At 69.1% G+C, this 16,341-nt stretch carries 16 protein-coding genes; 7 read left to right on the forward strand and 9 right to left on the reverse strand.

The annotated features are described in order from the left end of the window. Positions 1–195: 195 nt before the first annotated feature. Positions 196–1,515: a cellulose binding domain-containing protein gene (locus ABZV40_RS13470; RefSeq protein ID WP_355439672.1), complete on the forward strand. Its 1,320-nt coding sequence runs from the start codon at positions 196–198 to the stop codon at positions 1,513–1,515. 253 nt (positions 1,516–1,768) lie between these two features. Beyond that, positions 1,769–4,237 (forward strand): M12 family metallo-peptidase, encoded by a 2,469-nt coding sequence (locus ABZV40_RS13475; protein ID WP_355439675.1) that lies wholly within the window; start codon positions 1,769–1,771, stop codon positions 4,235–4,237. A 39-nt stretch (positions 4,238–4,276) separates the two neighbouring features. On the opposite strand, the gene ABZV40_RS13480 is transcribed toward ABZV40_RS13475, so the two are convergent. The 4 genes from ABZV40_RS13480 to ABZV40_RS13495 all read right to left on the reverse strand — a co-directional run bounded on the left by ABZV40_RS13480 (position 4,277) and on the right by ABZV40_RS13495 (position 7,143). Then, a complete protein-coding gene (locus tag ABZV40_RS13480; RefSeq protein WP_355439678.1) occupies positions 4,277–5,056 on the reverse strand; it encodes an ABC transporter permease in 780 nt (259 codons plus the stop codon). Further along, on the reverse strand, positions 5,053–5,268 hold the full coding sequence (locus ABZV40_RS13485) for a hypothetical protein (RefSeq protein ID WP_355439682.1): 216 nt from the start codon (positions 5,266–5,268) through the stop codon (positions 5,053–5,055). The genes ABZV40_RS13480 and ABZV40_RS13485 overlap by 4 nt, the downstream gene beginning before the upstream one ends. A 112-nt stretch (positions 5,269–5,380) precedes the next feature. Then, complete coding sequence (locus ABZV40_RS13490) at positions 5,381–6,679, reverse strand: ArsB/NhaD family transporter (protein ID WP_355439685.1); 1,299 nt, start codon at positions 6,677–6,679, stop codon at positions 5,381–5,383. Beyond that, positions 6,676–7,143, reverse strand: a complete 468-nt coding sequence (locus ABZV40_RS13495; protein WP_355439688.1) for a CBS domain-containing protein — start codon at positions 7,141–7,143, stop codon at positions 6,676–6,678. The genes ABZV40_RS13490 and ABZV40_RS13495 overlap by 4 nt, the downstream gene beginning before the upstream one ends. A gap of 407 nt (positions 7,144–7,550) precedes the next feature. Here ABZV40_RS13495 and ABZV40_RS13500 point away from each other — a divergent pair, with 407 nt between their 5' ends. Then, positions 7,551–9,380: a DUF1996 domain-containing protein gene (locus ABZV40_RS13500; protein ID WP_355439691.1), complete on the forward strand. Its 1,830-nt coding sequence runs from the start codon at positions 7,551–7,553 to the stop codon at positions 9,378–9,380. 51 nt (positions 9,381–9,431) lie between these two features. Here the strand turns inward: ABZV40_RS13500 and ABZV40_RS13505 are convergent, their stop codons facing one another. The 4 genes from ABZV40_RS13505 to ABZV40_RS13520 are packed head-to-tail and all read right to left on the reverse strand — an operon-like array spanning position 9,432 to position 11,400. Further along, positions 9,432–9,662: an anti-sigma factor gene (locus ABZV40_RS13505; protein WP_355439693.1), complete on the reverse strand. Its 231-nt coding sequence runs from the start codon at positions 9,660–9,662 to the stop codon at positions 9,432–9,434. After that, a complete protein-coding gene (locus ABZV40_RS13510; protein ID WP_355439696.1) occupies positions 9,652–10,260 on the reverse strand; it encodes a sigma-70 family RNA polymerase sigma factor in 609 nt (202 codons plus the stop codon). The genes ABZV40_RS13505 and ABZV40_RS13510 overlap by 11 nt, the downstream gene beginning before the upstream one ends. A gap of 10 nt (positions 10,261–10,270) precedes the next feature. After that, positions 10,271–10,975, reverse strand: coding sequence for a flavodoxin family protein (locus ABZV40_RS13515; protein ID WP_355439699.1), 705 nt, complete (start codon positions 10,973–10,975; stop codon positions 10,271–10,273). After that, a complete protein-coding gene (locus tag ABZV40_RS13520) occupies positions 10,972–11,400 on the reverse strand; it encodes an SRPBCC family protein (protein WP_355439702.1) in 429 nt (142 codons plus the stop codon). Before ABZV40_RS13520 ends, ABZV40_RS13515 begins: the two co-directional genes overlap by 4 nt. Positions 11,401–11,655: 255 nt before the next feature. Here ABZV40_RS13520 and ABZV40_RS13525 point away from each other — a divergent pair, with 255 nt between their 5' ends. Together ABZV40_RS13525 and ABZV40_RS13530 are read left to right on the forward strand one after the other, a co-directional pair. Continuing rightward, positions 11,656–12,738 carry an SPFH domain-containing protein gene (locus ABZV40_RS13525; RefSeq protein ID WP_355439704.1) on the forward strand — a complete coding sequence of 361 codons (1,083 nt, stop codon included), beginning with the start codon at positions 11,656–11,658 and terminating at the stop codon, positions 12,736–12,738. A 26-nt stretch (positions 12,739–12,764) separates the two neighbouring features. After that, positions 12,765–13,895, forward strand: a complete 1,131-nt coding sequence (locus ABZV40_RS13530; protein WP_355439707.1) for a hypothetical protein — start codon at positions 12,765–12,767, stop codon at positions 13,893–13,895. On the opposite strand, the gene ABZV40_RS13535 is transcribed toward ABZV40_RS13530, so the two are convergent. Further along, a complete protein-coding gene (locus ABZV40_RS13535) occupies positions 13,886–14,062 on the reverse strand; it encodes a hypothetical protein (RefSeq protein WP_355439710.1) in 177 nt (58 codons plus the stop codon). The genes ABZV40_RS13530 and ABZV40_RS13535 overlap by 10 nt on opposite strands. A gap of 503 nt (positions 14,063–14,565) precedes the next feature. Here ABZV40_RS13535 and ABZV40_RS13540 point away from each other — a divergent pair. Beyond that, entirely contained in the window at positions 14,566–15,411 is an 846-nt protein-coding gene (locus tag ABZV40_RS13540; RefSeq protein ID WP_355439713.1) for a peptidoglycan-binding protein, read from the forward strand. A gap of 41 nt (positions 15,412–15,452) precedes the next feature. Further along, a complete protein-coding gene (locus ABZV40_RS13545; RefSeq protein WP_355439716.1) occupies positions 15,453–16,277 on the forward strand; it encodes a CHAP domain-containing protein in 825 nt (274 codons plus the stop codon). Positions 16,278–16,341 lie beyond the last annotated feature (64 nt).

Here is a 16,341-nt window from a genome sequence, read left to right on the forward strand (position 1 = left end):
CCTGGGGCTGGGTCTTGGGGCGCCCCTTACCCCCCCCTTTGTTGACGCGCCCGCCCTTCATCCACGAAGGTAAGGGCGAACCCCAGGTGACGGACAGACCGCCGCTTCCCCGCTCGCCCTCCTTGACACCGCGACGCGTCCAGCCGCATTCTGGGAGCGCTCCCAGAATGTCGGCGGCGTTGCCAAGGGGTGGCCATGAAACCGTGTCGCAGCAGGCTGTCCGCACGTCGGCTGACGTTGGTCCTGGGTGCCGCCCTCGCGGCACTCGCCGTGGTCGCCGGCTCGCTCGTGCCCACGACCTCGGCGGCCGCCCCCGCGGCACCGGTGACCGGCAACGCCACCCACTTCGACGGGCTCGGCGCTCCCTACGGCGGCTGCGGACTGCCCCAGGAAGTGCTGGACTCCCAGGACTTCGTGGCGCTCAACGTCTACAACACGCCCGGCGACTACAGCTTCTACCCGAGGCCGATCCCGCCGTCGCAGGCGGCCAAGATCGGGCTGTGGGACAACGGGCGCAACTGCGGCCGGTTCGTGCAGGTCACCATCGGCGACTACTGCACCGGAACCAACGACGGCGCGGCCGGGCAACCGTTCTGCCGCAACGGTTCCTGGATCTCCGACGGGTACAACGGCGCGACGCTGACCATGGTGGTGGCGGACAGCTGCGGAGACTCCAACGCCTGGTGCCGCGACGACCCGAACCACCTCGACCTGTCCACCGCCTCGCTCAACAGGTTCCTCCGCAACGGCGTTCCGGTCGGCGACCTCAACCCCGCGCACTGGAACAACCGCAAGGTGTCCTGGTCCTACGTCCCGAGCCCGAACTACACCGGCGACCTGCGCCTGGGCTTCCTGCAGGGCGCCCAGCGGTACTGGCCCGCGATCGCGGTGTCGCACCTCGCCAACGGCATTCACGGCGTGGAGTACCTGAACGAGAGCGGAACCTGGACACAGGCCAAGCCCAACAGCGACATGGGACAGGCGTTCATCATCGGCCCCACGACGAACGCGGGAACCTCCTACGAGATCAGGGTGCGCGACGCCGACGACGCTCTGGTGAACGGCGGCCGGACCTACCGGTTCTCGTTGCCCGGCCAGTGCTCGTCGACGTGTTCGGCCGCCTACACGGCCGTCACCTACACCACCAGCGACGGCACTCCTCCCACGAGCACGACCACCACGACCACCACGACCACCACGACCACGTCTCCCCCGTCCGGCGGGTGCACCGCGACCGCGACGGTCACCGGTTCCTGGAGCGGTGGCTACCAGGTGGAGGTCGTCGTCAAGAACACCGGGTCGAGCGCGCTGTCCGGGTGGACGTCGTCGTTCTCCTTCGACGGCGACCAAAAGGTGACGAACTCGTGGAACGCGACCGTGAGCCAGACCGGGCGACAGGTCACCGCGAGCAACCAGAACTACAACGGCAACCTGGCCGCGGGCGCGAGCACCACCTGGGGCGCCGTCGTCACCGGGAACAAGGCCAACCCGTCGCCGACCTGCACGGCGCGGTGAACCCGACGTACCGCAAAGAAGGACGCTTGCCAACCGACGAACGTCTGGAATGACCGCCCACCAAGAAGATTCCTCTTTTCTCGGAAACGCTGTCCGACCGCAGAACCGCTACCGCCGGGCAACATCGCGGCGATAACGTCCTTTCGGCGCACGACCGTCCGTGCGACCCGAAACCCTGCACTAGGAGCCTCGCAGCGTGCCCAGAACATCGTCAACGAATCGACTCAGGACAGCGGCCGCCGCGGTGATCGCGGTGACCGCACTGGCAGGACTGCCCGCGGTGAGCACCGCCTCGCCGGACAACCCGTGGACCGCGGTGTCCGCACCGGGGGCGGCTTCCCTGTCCGCCGAGCAACCCGAGATCCGGGCCGGCCGGTTCGCGGGATACTCGCTCGACCGCGCCGCCATGTCGTCCAAATTGGACGGTCAGGCCGCGCGCGAGGTGCTCCTGCCCACGCCGGAGGGCACCTTCCAGCGGTTCCGGCTGGAGGACGCGCCGGTGATGGAGGACGGGCTGGCCGCGGCGCACCCCGAGATCAGGACGTACTCGGGCAGGGCCGTCGACGACCCCGCCGCCACCGTGCGGGCCGACCTGACGCCGCTGGGCTTCCACGCGTCGGTCCGGTCGCCGCGCGGTCAGTGGTACGTCGACCCGTACCAGCGCACCGGCCAGGGCCTGTACGCGAGCTACTACGGCCGTGACCTGGCCAGGCCGGCCACCTCACTGGTGGAACGCGGGTCTGTCCGGGGATCGGCGCCCGGCGTGCAGGCGAGCGGTGCCGCCGGCCCGGTGCGGTTGCGCACCTACCGGCTCGCGCTCGTCACCGATCCTTCCTACGCGACGTACTTCGGTGCCGCCAACGTCACCGCCGCGAAGGTGACGCTCGTCAACCGGGTCAACCAGGTCTACGAGGACGAGACCGCGATCCGGCTGCTGCTGGTCAACGACACCGACAAGACGAACCTCAACACCGCGGCGCTGGCCTTCGAGCCCAACGGCCCCTGTGGCGCGGAAGCCTGCTTCGCGCCCAGCGACCTCAGCGCGTGCGACGTTCCCGCTCTCGACCGCAACGCGACCGTGCTCGGCCAGCTCATCGGCGCGAGCAACTACGACGTCGGGCACATCGGTCTCGGCGTCAACGGCGGCGGCCTGGCGGCTCTCGGCGTGGTCGGCGGGGAGGGCAAGGCCCAGGGGTGCACCGGGTTGCCGACACCGGTCGGTGACTTCTACGCGGTCGACTACGTGGCGCACGAGCTCGGCCACCAGTTCGGCGCCAACCACACCTTCAACGGCGCGCAGTACAACTGCGCCTCGGACAACCGGAACGCGGGCACCTCCGTCGAGCCCGGCAGCGGGTCGTCGATCATGGCCTACGCCGGGATCTGCCGTCAGGACAACCTGCAGCCGCACAGCGACCCGTACTGGTCGCACCGGACCTTCACCGAGATCACCTCGTACGTCACCAGCACCCAGCCCGTGCTGAACGAGCAGCAGAACGTGGCGCTGCGCGACTTCGACGGCACGGACTCGTTCCGGATCAGCTACCGCGGCCACGAGTCGGCGCCGATCGTGCGCGGCACGAACTACACCGCCACCGGCATCAAGGCCGCCATCGAGGCGATCCAGGGGTGGCCCGCCGGCGCGACGGTCGACGTGCTCGGGTTCGGCGGTCACGAGATGACCGACGCCGGGTTCCGGGTCGGCTTCACCGGCGGCCCGCTGGCGGGCAAGGACGTGGCACCGCTCGTCATCACCGACGCGCACGGCACGACGAGCCTCGTCGGCGAGGAGATCAAGGGCGGCAAGCCCGACAACGGCGGACGCCGCGTCACCAGCACCGGCAACCACGCGCCCGTGGTGAACGTCGCGCCGAAGTACACCATCCCGGTCCGCACGCCGTTCGCGTTGACCGGCCGTGCGATCGACGTCGACGGCGACACCGTCACGTACATGTGGGAGCAGAACGACATCGGTGGCGCCACCGGCACGGACCTGGTGAGCAACACCAAGACGGACGGGCCGCTGTTCCGGCAGTTCGGCACCGCCGCGGTCGTGAGCAAGGAGGACGCGCTCAAGTACCACTCGCCGGGTGAGAACGCCGTGACCACCAACCCCACCAGGGTCTTCCCGGACCTCGCGCAGATCGCGGCGAACAACACCAACGCCCGCAGCGGTGCCTGCCCCGCCGCACCGCCGCCCCCGACCACCGGCGGCGGCTCGAACGTGCCGCCCGAGCTCGTCGACTGCTACTCGGAGTTCCTGCCCACGGCGGACTGGGTCGGCGTCGGCAACGACCGGACCCTGCACTTCCGCCTCACCGCCAGGGACGGGCGTCCCGGTGGCGGCGGCATCAGCAGCGCCGACACCGCGCTCGTGCTGGCACCGTCCGCGGGCCCGTTCCTCGTGACCTCGCAGGCGGCCACGACCACGCTGACCGGAGGCACCACGCAGACGATCACCTGGGACGTGGCCGGTACGAACGCGGCGCCGATCGGCGTGCGCGACGTGAAGATCTCGCTGTCGCTCGACGGCGGCCTGACCTTCCCGCACGTGCTCGCGCACCGCACGCCCAACAACGGCAGCGCGACCGTCTGCCTGCCGCGGGTGAGCACGTCCAAGGCGAGGATCAAGATCGAGGCGGTCGGGAACGTCTTCTTCGACCTCAACGACGCGGACTTCGTCATCCAGCCGCCGTCATCGGGTGCTGCCGGAATGCTGTGACACACCGGAAGCGGAGGGGCGAGTGGCTCGCCCCTCCGCTCAGCGGTCGTGATCGGCCTGGCGCCACCACAGTGCCGTGCCCACCGCACCCGCCGCCCCGGTCAGGACCACCAGCACGATGCCGAGCGCACCGGGTGACGGCCGGTCGGGCCCGGCGAGCCCGCTGAACAACGCCGGCACGGACCAGGGGAAGTACTGGCCGTAACCGAGCGCGGCGACGATCTGGGCGCAGAACACGGCGGCGATCATGGCGCCCACACCGGGCAGGTAGCCGCGCCCGGCACAGGCCGCGAACGCCACGGGCGTCGTGAGCAGCACCGTCAGGACCGCGACCGCACCGGCCTGAAGCAGCCCGGTGAGCACCTCGGCCGCCGACCAGCCGGGCAGGTGCAGCACGGTGCCGATCCCCAGTCCCAGCACCAGCAGCTGCGCCGTCAGCAGCAGGCACCAGATCGCGACCACGACGAACTTCGCGGCGACGATCGTGACGCGAGGGGTGGGCAGCGCCAGGAGGTCCTTGGCGGTGTGCTGGCCGAACTCGCGGCCGAACGTCCAGATCTCGACCAGGCCGAACACGATCATCCCGCCGACCGCGGTGCTCTGCGCCAGGAACGACAGGTAGGCAGGCCAGTCCGCGGCGCCGCCCGCCAGCGCCGCCTTGGTGCCGAGCAGCCCGATCGACCGCGCCCGTTCCGGGTCCCGCAGGATGAACATGAACAGGCCGCCCACCAGGGCGACGACGGTGAACGCGAGAGCGGTCACCTCGGGCACGCGCGAGCGGCGGGCCTTGAGCAGCTCGGTCGCCAGCACGCCGATCACGGCGCCACCACCCGCAGGAAGAACGTCTCCAGATCGTCCTGGTCGACGGCGAGGCGATACGGCGGGCATCCGGCGGCGACGAGAACTCCCGCCACGATCTCCGGTTCGCTGATCGCGCGCGGATCGGTGAGCACGACCTCGCCGCAGCGCTTCGTCAGTCCATTCGCGACGATCACCATCAGGAGCTCCTCGAAGCCGGCCACGTGCAACACTCCGACCAGGCTTCCCGGCACACCTGCGGAGGAGTCTACAACCGCGGCGCGATCGGAGTTCTCGATTGCGCGGGCCGGACTTCTGCGGCATCTTCGCGCGCGGTGACCGGGCTCAGGCCAGCACGAAGTACCGCAGCCACAGGTACGGGGCGGCGAGCAGGATCGACAGGCCCGCGACGACGATGCCGTACCGGGTGAACTGCCAGAAGCTGATCGGCGTGCCGTTGCGGGCGGCCAGCCCGAGCACCACGACGTTGGCGCTGGCGCCCACGGCGGTCGCGTTGCCGCCGAGGTCCGCGCCCAGCGCGAGAGACCACCACAGGGAATCCGACTGCGGAGTGTTCCCCTGGGCCGCGACGAGTTCGGCGACGATCGGTGACATCGTTGCGACGTAAGGGATGTTGTCCACGACCGCGGACAGCACCGCGGAGCCGGCCAGCAGCGCCATCACCGCGAGCAGCGGGTCGCCCCCGACCGCGCCGGCGAGCGCTGCCGACACGGTGTCGATCACGCCGGTCTTCACCAGCGCGCCGACCATGACGAAGAGACCCATGAAGAAGACCAGGGTCTCCCACTCGACGTCGGCGAGGGCCTCCTCGGTGGTGACCTCGGAGATCAGCACCAGCAACCCCGCGCCGAGCAGAGCGACCACGGACGGCTCGACGTCCACCACGCCGTGGAGCACGAACCCCGCCAGCACCAGCGCGAGCACGCCCAGGCTCTGCCAGAGCAACCGCCTGTCGCGGATGGCTTCCCGTTCGGACAGTGCCATCACCTCGGCGACGCGGTCCTCGTCGTAGTGGAAGGCGTCCCGGAACAACCACCGGCACACCACGACGAACGCCACCATCAGCACCACGATGAACGGCGCCAGGTGGACCAGGAAGTCGTTGAACGACAAGCCGCCGCGGCTGGCGATGATGATGTTGGGCGGATCGCCGATCAGGGTCGCGGTGCCGCCGATGTTGGACGCGAGCACCTCGGCGATCAGGAACGGGATCGGGTTGAGCCCCAGCCGGTCGCACACGAGGAACGTCACCGGCGCGATCAGCAGCACGGTCGTGACGTTGTCCAGCGCGGCCGACGCCCCGGCCGTGATGACGACGAACATCGCGAGCACCGCGAAGGGCTTTCCCCTGGCGCGCTTGGCCGCGGCGATCGCGAGGTACTCGAACAGGCCGGTCTGCTTGATCACCCCGACGATGATCATCATGCCGAGCAGGAGGAACACGACGTTCCAGTCCACGCCCGCGTCCAGCGAGTGGAACGCGGTCTCGCCGTCGGTGAGCCGCAGCGCGAGCATCAGCGCCGCGCCGCCCAGCGCGGCGGCGACGCGGTGCACGCGTTCGGTGGCGATCAGGACGTAGGCGCCGGCGAAGACGAGGACGGACAGGATCTGGGTCGCGCTCATGTCGCCTTCCCGGTCGCGGACAGGATGACCTCCAGCAGGTGCGACGTCGTGACGACGCCGTGGACCGTGTCGTCGTCACTGACGAGCAGCAGAGGCGAGCGCAGGCGCGCCATCACGGCGGCGCACTCGATCACCGTCGCGTCGCCGGACACCTTGGGCAGCTCGTAGCGCTTCTCCTTGGGCGGCAGCAGCTCCTTGACCGTGCGCCCCTCCAGCTTGCGCACGCAGGTCTCCGCGCCGGAGCGCTCGTCGTAGACCCGCGCGAGCGACGGGTCTTCCTGCACGTAGCCGGGGATGATGAACCGCAGCACCTGCGAGCCGGGCAGCACGGTCACCGGCTTGCCGTCCGCGTCGACCACCACGACACCGGGCCGGCGTTGCTCGGCGATCAGCCGCGCCGCGGTCAGCGCCTCGTCGGTCAGCTGGACCAGCGGATACTCCTCGGCGAGATCACGGGCACGCATGAGGCACTCCTTTGCAGGACGAGAACGGGGCGGCCATCACAGGCCGGACTACCATGGCTGTCTCACCACATCGTGATCCTGTACGCGCCGGAGTGCCGCCCATGTCAGGTCTGGTCGTGACGCTGCTGCTCATCGGAGGCTTCCTGGCGGCCGCGCTGACCGTGCGCGCGCTGCAGCGGCGCTGAGTGGTCACCATCCGGGCTCCTGATCTCGGGCAACGGCAAGTTCACATCGCCGACCAGGCTTCCCGGCACACCGCGCGGAAGCCTAACCCGTGATCACCCGTTCCCGCCCGTCACGCCCTGAAACGGGTTTCTTACGGAGTGCTGACGTGGCAATTCGCATTCAGCCGATGCAGCCCGTTCGTGCGTATCCCCTGTCAGACACGGTCCCGACGAGGAGGACGCATGACGCACCGGGTGGACGAACGGCGGAGATTCCGCCTGATCGCCTCGTTGTCAGCAGTAGCTGTGGTGGCGGTGGGCACCGCCACGGTCGCTCTGGCGGCCAAGAACGGTGACCCGGCGCCGGTCGGCGCGTTCGTGCCCATCGAGAAGGTCGCCGCCAACGTGGTCAACCCGAAGGTGCGCCAAGGCGGCACCACGGGAGTGTTCACCGTGGACTGCGGCACCAACGAGAACGGCAAGCTCAGCGCGGACAACCCGGTCGCTCAGCCTGGTCTGAAGCACGGCGCCCAGCACGTCCACGACTTCGTGGGCAACCTGTCGATCAGCGCCGACTCGACCGACGAGAGCCTCGAGGACTCGGACACCACCTGCAAGAACGGCGACAGGTCGTCGTACTTCTGGCCGGTCGTGCGGATCAACCCGAAGGCCAACGTGAACTCGTCCGGCTCCAGCCCCGACAAGATCAAGGAGGCGGGCGGCGCCGAGATCGCCTGCCCGTCGGCCAGGGACCGGTTGCCCGCGGTGCCCCAGCGGGCCCGCGACGAGGTGAACAGCAACCTCGACCTGCTGGACAAGCAGGTCCAGGAAGCCAACGACCGGGTGGCGCGCAACGAGAACCCCGGCGACCCCAACTTCGTGAACAACGCGATCCTCGGCCCGCTGCGCAGCAAGCGGGTGGCCACTCTGGACCGGATCGCGATCGCCATCGGCCGTTCCGCGCCCAAGCCGAACCTGACCTCGCTCGTCGAGTGCGACCTGCGGTTCGGCCACGGCGGTGGCCACGGTGACCACAACCAGGCTCCGCACAAGTTCTCCGGTCAGCCCCTGGCCCAGGCTCAGGGCGGGCGGGACAGCGCCACACCGACCATCAAGTGCCCGTCGGTGCGCGGTGAACTGCCCGGCGTGCCCGACCAGGCGGTCGCGGAGGTGGACCGCAACCTGGCGCTGCTGGACAAGCAGATCGCCGAGGCCAACCAGCGGCTGGTCACCACCAAGGGGCAGGGTGGGCCGAACTTCGTCAACAACGCGATCCTCGGGCCGCTGAAGGACAAGCGGATCGCGACCCTCGACCGGATCGCCATCGCGATCGGCCGCAACGCCGAGAGGCCGCAAGGGCTGGAACGCCTCGCGCCGTGCGGTCTCAACGAGGACGGCGGCAACAACAGCGGTAACAACAACGGGAACGGCAACAACAACGGGAACGGCGGCAACAACGGGAACGGCGGCAACAACAACGGCGGCAAGGAAACGCCACCCCTCGCGGCTCCCTCCGGCAAGGACCTGGAGCTCGTCGGCAACAACGGCAAGATCGTCCAGCCCGCCCAGGTGAAGATCGAGTACCGCGGCAACGCGACCAGCAAGGTCACGGCCATGCCGAAGTTCCTCAAGATGATCACCGGTGACGCCAAGCCCACCAGCCGCGGCCTCGCCAACGCCCGCGCGACGTGGACCTGCAGCGGGTTCGAGGACCGGCTGAGCGACAAGTACGTCATCTGCCCGAACGGCAGCAAGGTCATGCGGGTGCACGACTTCCCCGGCTGCTGGGACGGCCAGAACACCGACAGCGCCAACCACCGCGACCACGTCCGGTTCCCGGACAAGCAGAGCGGCGCGTGCCCGAAGGGCTTCAAGGCGATTCCGCAGCTGCGGATCAGCATCTCCTACAACATCGCGCGGGACGTCCAGGAGAAGGGCCAGTACCAGCTCGACGCGTTCCCGGAGGAGAACCACAACCCGGTCTCCGACCACAACGACTTCGCCAACGTCAACTCCGACGAGACCATGGCGCAGATCGTGAAGTGCGTGAACGAAGGACAGCGCTGCCGCTGACGCTCACCGGACGTGGGGTGCGGTCGCGCCATCCGCACCCCGCTCCGGGCGTCACGCGCGCGGGAAGTTCCGGAACGCGTCGAGCAGCCGGTCGCGCGTCTCGCCGGACAACGTCTCCGGCGGCAGCTCGCCCAGCTCGGCGATGGTGGTGCGGAACTGGTCGAGATAGCGCTCGCAGCCGGGACACTCGGCGAGGTGGGCGACGAAGTCGCGTTCGACCTCCTCCTCCAGCGCGCCCTCCAGGAACGCGGTGACGAGCTCGACGAACTCCTCACAGGTCATGGCACTCCCCCAGGTACTTCTCGACGTGGGCGCGGACCGCCGCGCGGCCCCGGTGCAGCAGCACCCGCTGGTTGGCCGCCGAGATCTCCAGCATCGCGCACACCTCCTCGGACGAGTGGCCGTCGACATCGCGCAACGTCACCACCACGCGTTGCCGTTCCGGCAACTGGTCGAGTGCCCGTGCGACCACTTGGCGAAACTCGGCGCCGAGCACCCACGGTTCGGGAAACTCCCGCCAGTGCCCCGGATAGGCGTCCTCGGGCCCGCGGAACCGGTCCGGGTCGACGGTCGGCCCGCCGTCGCGCTCCAGACTGGCCCACGGCACCGTCCGCTTCTCCTTGACCCCCCGTTTCTTCGCCGTGTTGACCAGGATCCGGTACACCCACGTGCGCAGCGAGGAGGTGCCCTGGAACCTGTCGACGCCGCGGATCACGGCCAGCCAGGTGTCCTGGACGACCTCCTCGGCGGAGGCGTCGGTGGACACGAACGACCTGGCCAGCCGCAGCATCGACGCCGACCAGCCGTCCAGCAGCCGCGCGAACGTCGTCTCGTCACCGGACCGGAGTCCGGCGACGAGCACGTCGTCCGCGGGCATCATCCACGGGAATCTACCGGTACTCGGGGTTGTCGAAGTCGTAGCGACATCCCGCGTCCCACCCGGAGCGCTGGTTGCCGTGCGCCGGGATCCCGCCCGCGTCCTTGAGCATCCGGGCGAGGTGCAGCAGGTTCCACGTCATGAACGTGGTGTTGCGGTTGGTGAAGTCGTTCTCCGGCCCGCCCGATCCCGGGTCCAGATAGGACGGTCCCGGCCCGGCCTCGCCGATCCAGCCCGCGTCGGCCTGCGGCGGGATGGTGTAGCCGAGGTGCTGCAGGCTGTAGAGGACGTTCATGGCGCAGTGCTTGACGCCGTCCTCGTTGCCGGTGATCAGGCAACCGCCGACGCGACCGTAGTAGGCGTACTGGCCGGCGTCGTTGAGCAGGTGCGAGCACGCGTAGAGGCGTTCGATCACCTGCTTGGTCACGGAGCTGTTGTCGCCGAGCCAGATGGGGCCCGCGATCACCAGGATGTCCGCGGCCATGACCTTCTCGTAGATCTCCGGCCAGGCGTCGGTCGCCCAGCCGTGCTCTCTCATGTCCGGCCACACGCCGATCGCGATGTCGTGGTCGACGGCGCGCAGCACCTCGACCTGGACGCCCTGCTTCTCCATGATCGCCCGGCTGATGTCGACGAGCCCCTCGGTGTTGCTCCGGTCGGGCGAACGCTTGAGCGTGCAGTTGATGAACATCGCTTTGAGGTCGTTGTAGTCGGTCATGCGAAACGCTCCTTCAACGCGGTCAGGCCCGGCAGGAAGATCCCGTCGCGGACCCGGGAGAGCACCTGGGGTTCGTCGGTCGCGTCGCAGTCGAAGTCGGCCGTCCACTCGACCAGCGACGTGGTGTCGGACGCGGGCGTCACCCGCAGGCCGGAGACGTAGTCGCGCACAGGCAGTCCGGCGGTGTCTTCGAACGCGTAACGGGTGCTGCGCTCGGCGTCGTCCAGCGCGACGAGGCGTTCCCGGTGCCCGCCCGCCGCCGGGAAGACGCGGACGGCGCCGACCCGATCACCGGGGTCACCGCCTTCGATCTTCGCCTCGGGCAGGAACGGGTGCCAGGAGCCGATGGCGGAGAAGTCCCGCAGCAGCTGCCACACCTCCCGCGCGGGGGCGTCGAGCACTGCGCTGGTCACGATTCTGGGCATGCGGCAACTCCTTCTGCAGCAGTTCGGCGTCTTGCTCGACGCACGGCCGAGCAGTCAGTTCCCGCAGCCGTGCCGGGCGTTACACGAGGAGACGAGACGACTTTCGAAACGACCCGCCTTGTCCGGCCTGTCCGAAGTGGACCGGTTTCCCGGACCGCAGCACGGGCGCCCTCCAGGAGGGGCGGCAACGTCGTGCGTAAAGTTGCGCCCGGTTCGGGGTGAGGCACACACGAGACGGGCACGCCTATGGGAATCATGGACAAGATTCGCGGCGAATTCATCGACATCATCGAGTGGACGGACGACAGCCGCGACACCATCGTGTGGCGCTTCCCCCGCTACGACAACGAGATCAAGATGGGCGCCAAGCTCACGGTGCGTGAGTCGCAGGTGGCGGTCTTCGTCAACGAGGGTCAGGTCACCGACGCCTTCCCGCCCGGCATGTACACGCTGCAGACGCAGAACCTGCCGATCCTGTCCAAGCTGAAGGGCTGGAAGTACGGCTTCGAGTCGCCGTTCAAGGCCGAGGTGTACTTCGTCAACACCCGGCAGTTCACCGACCTCAAGTGGGGCACGCAGAACCCGGTCATCGTGCGCGACCCCGAGTTCGGCATGGTGCGGCTGCGCGCGTTCGGCGCGTTCGCCATCCGCGTCGCCGATCCGGTGGCGCTGCTGAGCGAACTCGCGGGCACGGACCCGCAGTTCCGCACCGAGGAGGTCTCCGAGTACCTCCGCCAGATCATCGTCGGCAGGCTGGGGACCGCGCTCGCGACGGCCGGGGTGCCGATGCTCGACCTCGCCACCCAGCAGGGTCAGATCGGCGACAAGCTGGCCGCCGCGCTGAGCGCGGAACTCGCCTCGGTCGGCATCACGATCCCGAAGTTCGTCATCGAGAACATCTCGCTGCCGCCGGAGGTCGAGGCCGCGATCGACAAGCGCAGCCAGATGGGCATCGTCGGCAACATGGACCAGTACACGCAGTTCCAGTCGGCGCAGGCGATCGAGGCGGCGGCGCACAACTCCGGCGCCGCGGGCGAGGGTCTCGGCATCGGCCTCGGCATGGCGCTCGGGCAGCGCGCGGCGGGTGCCGGCCAGCAGAACCAGCCGTCGTCCCCGCCGCCGCTGCCGCCGGTCGAGCAGTGGTTCATCGGCGCGAACGGCCAGCAGCTCGGCCCGTTCGACCGCGGCCAGCTCGGGCAGCAGGTCTCCGGCGGCGCACTGCGCCAGGACACGCTGGTCTGGAAGGCCGGCATGCCGCAGTGGACGCCGGCGGGCCAGGTGCCCGAGGTGGCACAGCTGTTCGCCGCGACCCCGCCGCCGCTCCCGCCGCAGGCCTGAACCCGCCGGGCCGGAGGGGAACGACGATGACCGACCCACGTGTCCAGCAACCTGGTGTCGCCGCTCAGACGTATCCGTGCGGTGGCTGTGGCGCGCGCCTGGAGTTCGCGCCGGGCTCGACGGCGATGCGCTGCCCTTACTGCGGGTTCCAGCAGGAGATCCACGCCGGCGACCGGCAGATCCGCGAGATCGCGTTCGCCGACCTCGCGAATCTGCCGCGCAAACCCGTCGGCAGCATCGGCGCCTACGTCTTCCAGTGCCAACGATGTGCCGCACGCACCGAGACGAACGAGACAGCGAGCCTCTGCCAGTTCTGCGGCTCACCGCTGGTGATCGACGCCGCGGCCTCCGGGCAGATCGTGCCGGAGGGAGTGCTGCCGTTCCTCCTCGACCGGGGCGCGGTCCGCGAGGTGATGCGCAAGTGGACGTCATCGCGCTGGTTCGCACCGTCGGCGCTGAAGAAGGTCGGCGAGACGGAGACGACGAAGAGCACGTACGTGCCGCATTGGACCTACGACTCGCAAACCGTCTCGCAGTACACCGGTCAGCGCGGTGAGTACTACTGGGTCACGGAGTCCTACACCGACAGCGACGGCAAAACGCAGACCCGGCAGGTGCGCCGGACCGCCTGGCACCCCGCGCAGGGCACGGTGAGCCGGGCGTTCGACGACGTGCTCGTGCCCGGCAGCTCCGTGCTGCCGGTGAAGCACGTCGACGAACTGGCGCCATGGCCGCTGCCGGAAGCCGTGCCGTACCAGCCGCAGTTCCTCGCCGGGCACTCCGCGCTGCGCTACGACGTGGAACCGGAGGCGGGCTTCGACGAGGCGAAGAACAGGATGGCCCCGGTCATCAACGAGGACTGCCGCCGCGACATCGGCGGCGACGAGCAGCAGGTCGACTCGGTGAACACCCAGCACCACGACGTCACCTTCAAGCTCATGCTGTTGCCGATCTGGGTGGCGACCTACCTCTACGCGGGCAGGACCTGGCAGATCCTGATCAACGGCCGGACCGGCGAAGTCCACGGGGAACGGCCGTGGAGCAGGATGAAGATCGCCCTCGCGGTGATCTCGGCCATCCTGCTGATGGTCCTGGTCGCGTACTTCCTGTTCCGCAACGGCGGCACGCACTCCTCCACCAGGGGCGGTCACAGGTAGGCGTCGCGGTCGGCGACGGCTTCGGCACCCGCCCGTGGAGGCCCGGTCACGGCGCCTCCACGGGCAGACCCGTTCCGCCTCGCCGACGTGTGCAGGCTGTCGTGCGTGTTCGCCGCGGCGACGGTCAGCGTGGCGAGGCCGACGACGTTGCCGATCTGGCGGGACACGGTGAAGACCGCCGGGGCGACGCCGGCCTTCTCGCTCGGCGCGTACTCGGTGATCGCGGCGTGGCGACGAACAACATGCCGTAGCAGCCGAGGTTCAACATCACCCCGATCGCTGGGTCGTGCACCTCACCGAGGCACGGACCCGCGGTCTCTCCCGGACGCTCGGGCCGCCTTTCGAGATGGTGACCGCGAAACCTCCCGAGTAGCCGCAACGTCTCGTGCGAGACATCAGCCGCGCCGCGCTCTGAGCACATCGGCAGATGGAACAGCCTCCGCTCATCGCCGTGTCAGAAATGTGTCAGAGCTTTGTCAGCGCCATGGCCGAACCTGGTCCACAGGCACTGCGATCGAGACCGCGCCACCGCATTGACCGACAACCGGTGCGGCTGACCCGCCGGCCCCTGGCCGCAGGAAATGCACTTCCACGAAAGCCGCACGCACACGATTCCCGGCGCTGGACCGAGGCCGTGGCCGGGCTTTGACCGAACGGAAAGAAACACCGCATGAAGACGAAGATGAAGACCCGGGGCGCCATTGCGGCCCTGGCGACCTCCGCTGTCCTGAGCAGTCTGACGTTGAGCACGACGCAGGCGTCAGCCGCACCGCTGCCCGTCGTCAACATGGAAGCCACCGTCCTGGCCGCCCAGATCGACCCCCGGCGCGCCGACGACACGCTGACCCCTGGCGCCAAGGACTCCGTGCTGGCCGTCGAGCGGGCACTCCAGGCACGCAACCTGCTGGACGCGCAATGGGTTGACGGCTACTTCGGAACCACGACCATCAAGGCGTACGCGGCGTACCAGCGTTCGCTCGGATACACCGGGCTGGCCGCGAACGGGCTGCCCGGCGCGAGCTCGCTGGCCTCGCTCGGGGAGGGCCGGTTCACCGTCTCCCACGTGATCAAGCCGGGCTCGAAGGTCCAGCGTGACGGGTACGTCGTCAACACCCGCACCCAGGCGATGCTGACCGAGACCGAGCGTGTGCTGGGACGCCGCCTCAAGCTGGATCAGGGCTCCTACAACCCCGGTGGCGACCCGACCTCCGCCGGCACCCACGACGGCGGCGGTGTCGTGGACATCAACGTCGACGGCATGTCCGCCGACACCCGCACCTCCGTCGCCCGTGCGCTGCGCCAGGTCGGCTTCGCCGCCTGGGTCCGCAGCCCGTCCCAGGGCCAGTGGCCGTGGCACATCCACGCGGTGGCGATCAACGACACCGACCAGTCCACCCAGGCCCAGAACCAGGTCGGTGACTACTACCTCGGCATGAACGGCCTCGGCAACCGCCACCCCGACGACGGTCCCAAGGTGCCGATCCACACCTGGGAGGAGTACCAGCGCGCGCACTGACCACAAGCCTGATCACTGACACTTCGCGAAAAGGGAAACCCGTGAAAATCGCACGCCTGACGCTCGCCGTCGCCGGGGCCGCACTGGCCCTGGTCGCGCCCCTCATGACCGCCACCGCCTCGCCCGCGTTCGCCGCGAGCCGGGACGGGGACTGCGACAGCGGAGAGTTCTGCTACTACTACAACAGCAACCAGGCCGGCTCGGTCTCCGACTTCACCGAGTCGATCAGTGATCTCGGCGCCACTCAGCCGTCCTGCTACGAGTTCAAGGGCGACGGCGCCGGCAAAGGCCTGTGCGTGAAGAACAACGCGGCATCAGTGCGCAACCGCACCAGCCACACGGTGCGTGTCTACTTCAACAGCGACTTCGGCGGAGCGAGCCAGGACTTCGCACCCGGCGCGTCCGGCAATCTCAACGCCACGCTGAAGAACAACAACGCCAGCCACAAGTTCCTCACCGGGGGTGGCGGCGGCGGTTCGGAAAGCCCCACCAACGACTACGACGGTCGTCCCCGCGGGTTCGCCCAGAACAACTGCACCGCCTTCGCGGCCTACCGGATCGCCAGCAGGCTCGGCGTCCCCAGCTTCAGCAACTCCTACGGCGGCACCACGTGGGGCAACGCCGGCACCTGGGACGACGCCGCCCGCCGCGTCGGCGTCACGGTCAACAAGACCCCGAAGGTCGGCGCCATCGCCGTCAACGACGTTCACCGCGTCGGTCACGTCGCCTACGTCAACGCGGTCCACTCCGACGGCTCGTTCGACGTCGAGGAGTACAACTGGAACAACCCGCTCGCCTACGGCACTCGCAAGAACGTCCACGTGAGCAACGCCCAGGCCGACTTCCAGTACATGCTCCACTTCTGACCGTTCAGTGATCTCCCACGAGGTGCCGGTAGTCCCTACCGGCACCTCGTGTTCGTCGTTCGCC

Source organism: Lentzea sp. NPDC004782, from assembly GCF_040609115.1.
GTDB lineage: Bacteria > Actinomycetota > Actinomycetes > Mycobacteriales > Pseudonocardiaceae > Lentzea.

What these genes read in the sequence shown, in the direction of transcription:
- ABZV40_RS13470 (WP_355439672.1), top strand. Translation starts at nt 196, where the DNA reads ATGAAACCGTGTCGCAGCAGGCTGTCCGCACGTCGGCTGACGTTGGTC.
- ABZV40_RS13490 (WP_355439685.1), bottom strand. Translation starts at nt 6,679, where the DNA reads ATGAGCGCGACCCAGATCCTGTCCGTCCTCGTCTTCGCCGGCGCCTAC.
- ABZV40_RS13495 (WP_355439688.1), bottom strand. Translation starts at nt 7,143, where the DNA reads ATGCGTGCCCGTGATCTCGCCGAGGAGTATCCGCTGGTCCAGCTGACC.
- ABZV40_RS13500 (WP_355439691.1), top strand. Translation starts at nt 7,551, where the DNA reads ATGACGCACCGGGTGGACGAACGGCGGAGATTCCGCCTGATCGCCTCG.
- ABZV40_RS13505 (WP_355439693.1), bottom strand. Translation starts at nt 9,662, where the DNA reads ATGACCTGTGAGGAGTTCGTCGAGCTCGTCACCGCGTTCCTGGAGGGC.
- ABZV40_RS13510 (WP_355439696.1), bottom strand. Translation starts at nt 10,260, where the DNA reads ATGATGCCCGCGGACGACGTGCTCGTCGCCGGACTCCGGTCCGGTGAC.
- ABZV40_RS13515 (WP_355439699.1), bottom strand. Translation starts at nt 10,975, where the DNA reads ATGACCGACTACAACGACCTCAAAGCGATGTTCATCAACTGCACGCTC.
- ABZV40_RS13520 (WP_355439702.1), bottom strand. Translation starts at nt 11,400, where the DNA reads ATGCCCAGAATCGTGACCAGCGCAGTGCTCGACGCCCCCGCGCGGGAG.
- ABZV40_RS13525 (WP_355439704.1), top strand. Translation starts at nt 11,656, where the DNA reads ATGGACAAGATTCGCGGCGAATTCATCGACATCATCGAGTGGACGGAC.
- ABZV40_RS13530 (WP_355439707.1), top strand. Translation starts at nt 12,765, where the DNA reads ATGACCGACCCACGTGTCCAGCAACCTGGTGTCGCCGCTCAGACGTAT.
- ABZV40_RS13540 (WP_355439713.1), top strand. Translation starts at nt 14,566, where the DNA reads ATGAAGACGAAGATGAAGACCCGGGGCGCCATTGCGGCCCTGGCGACC.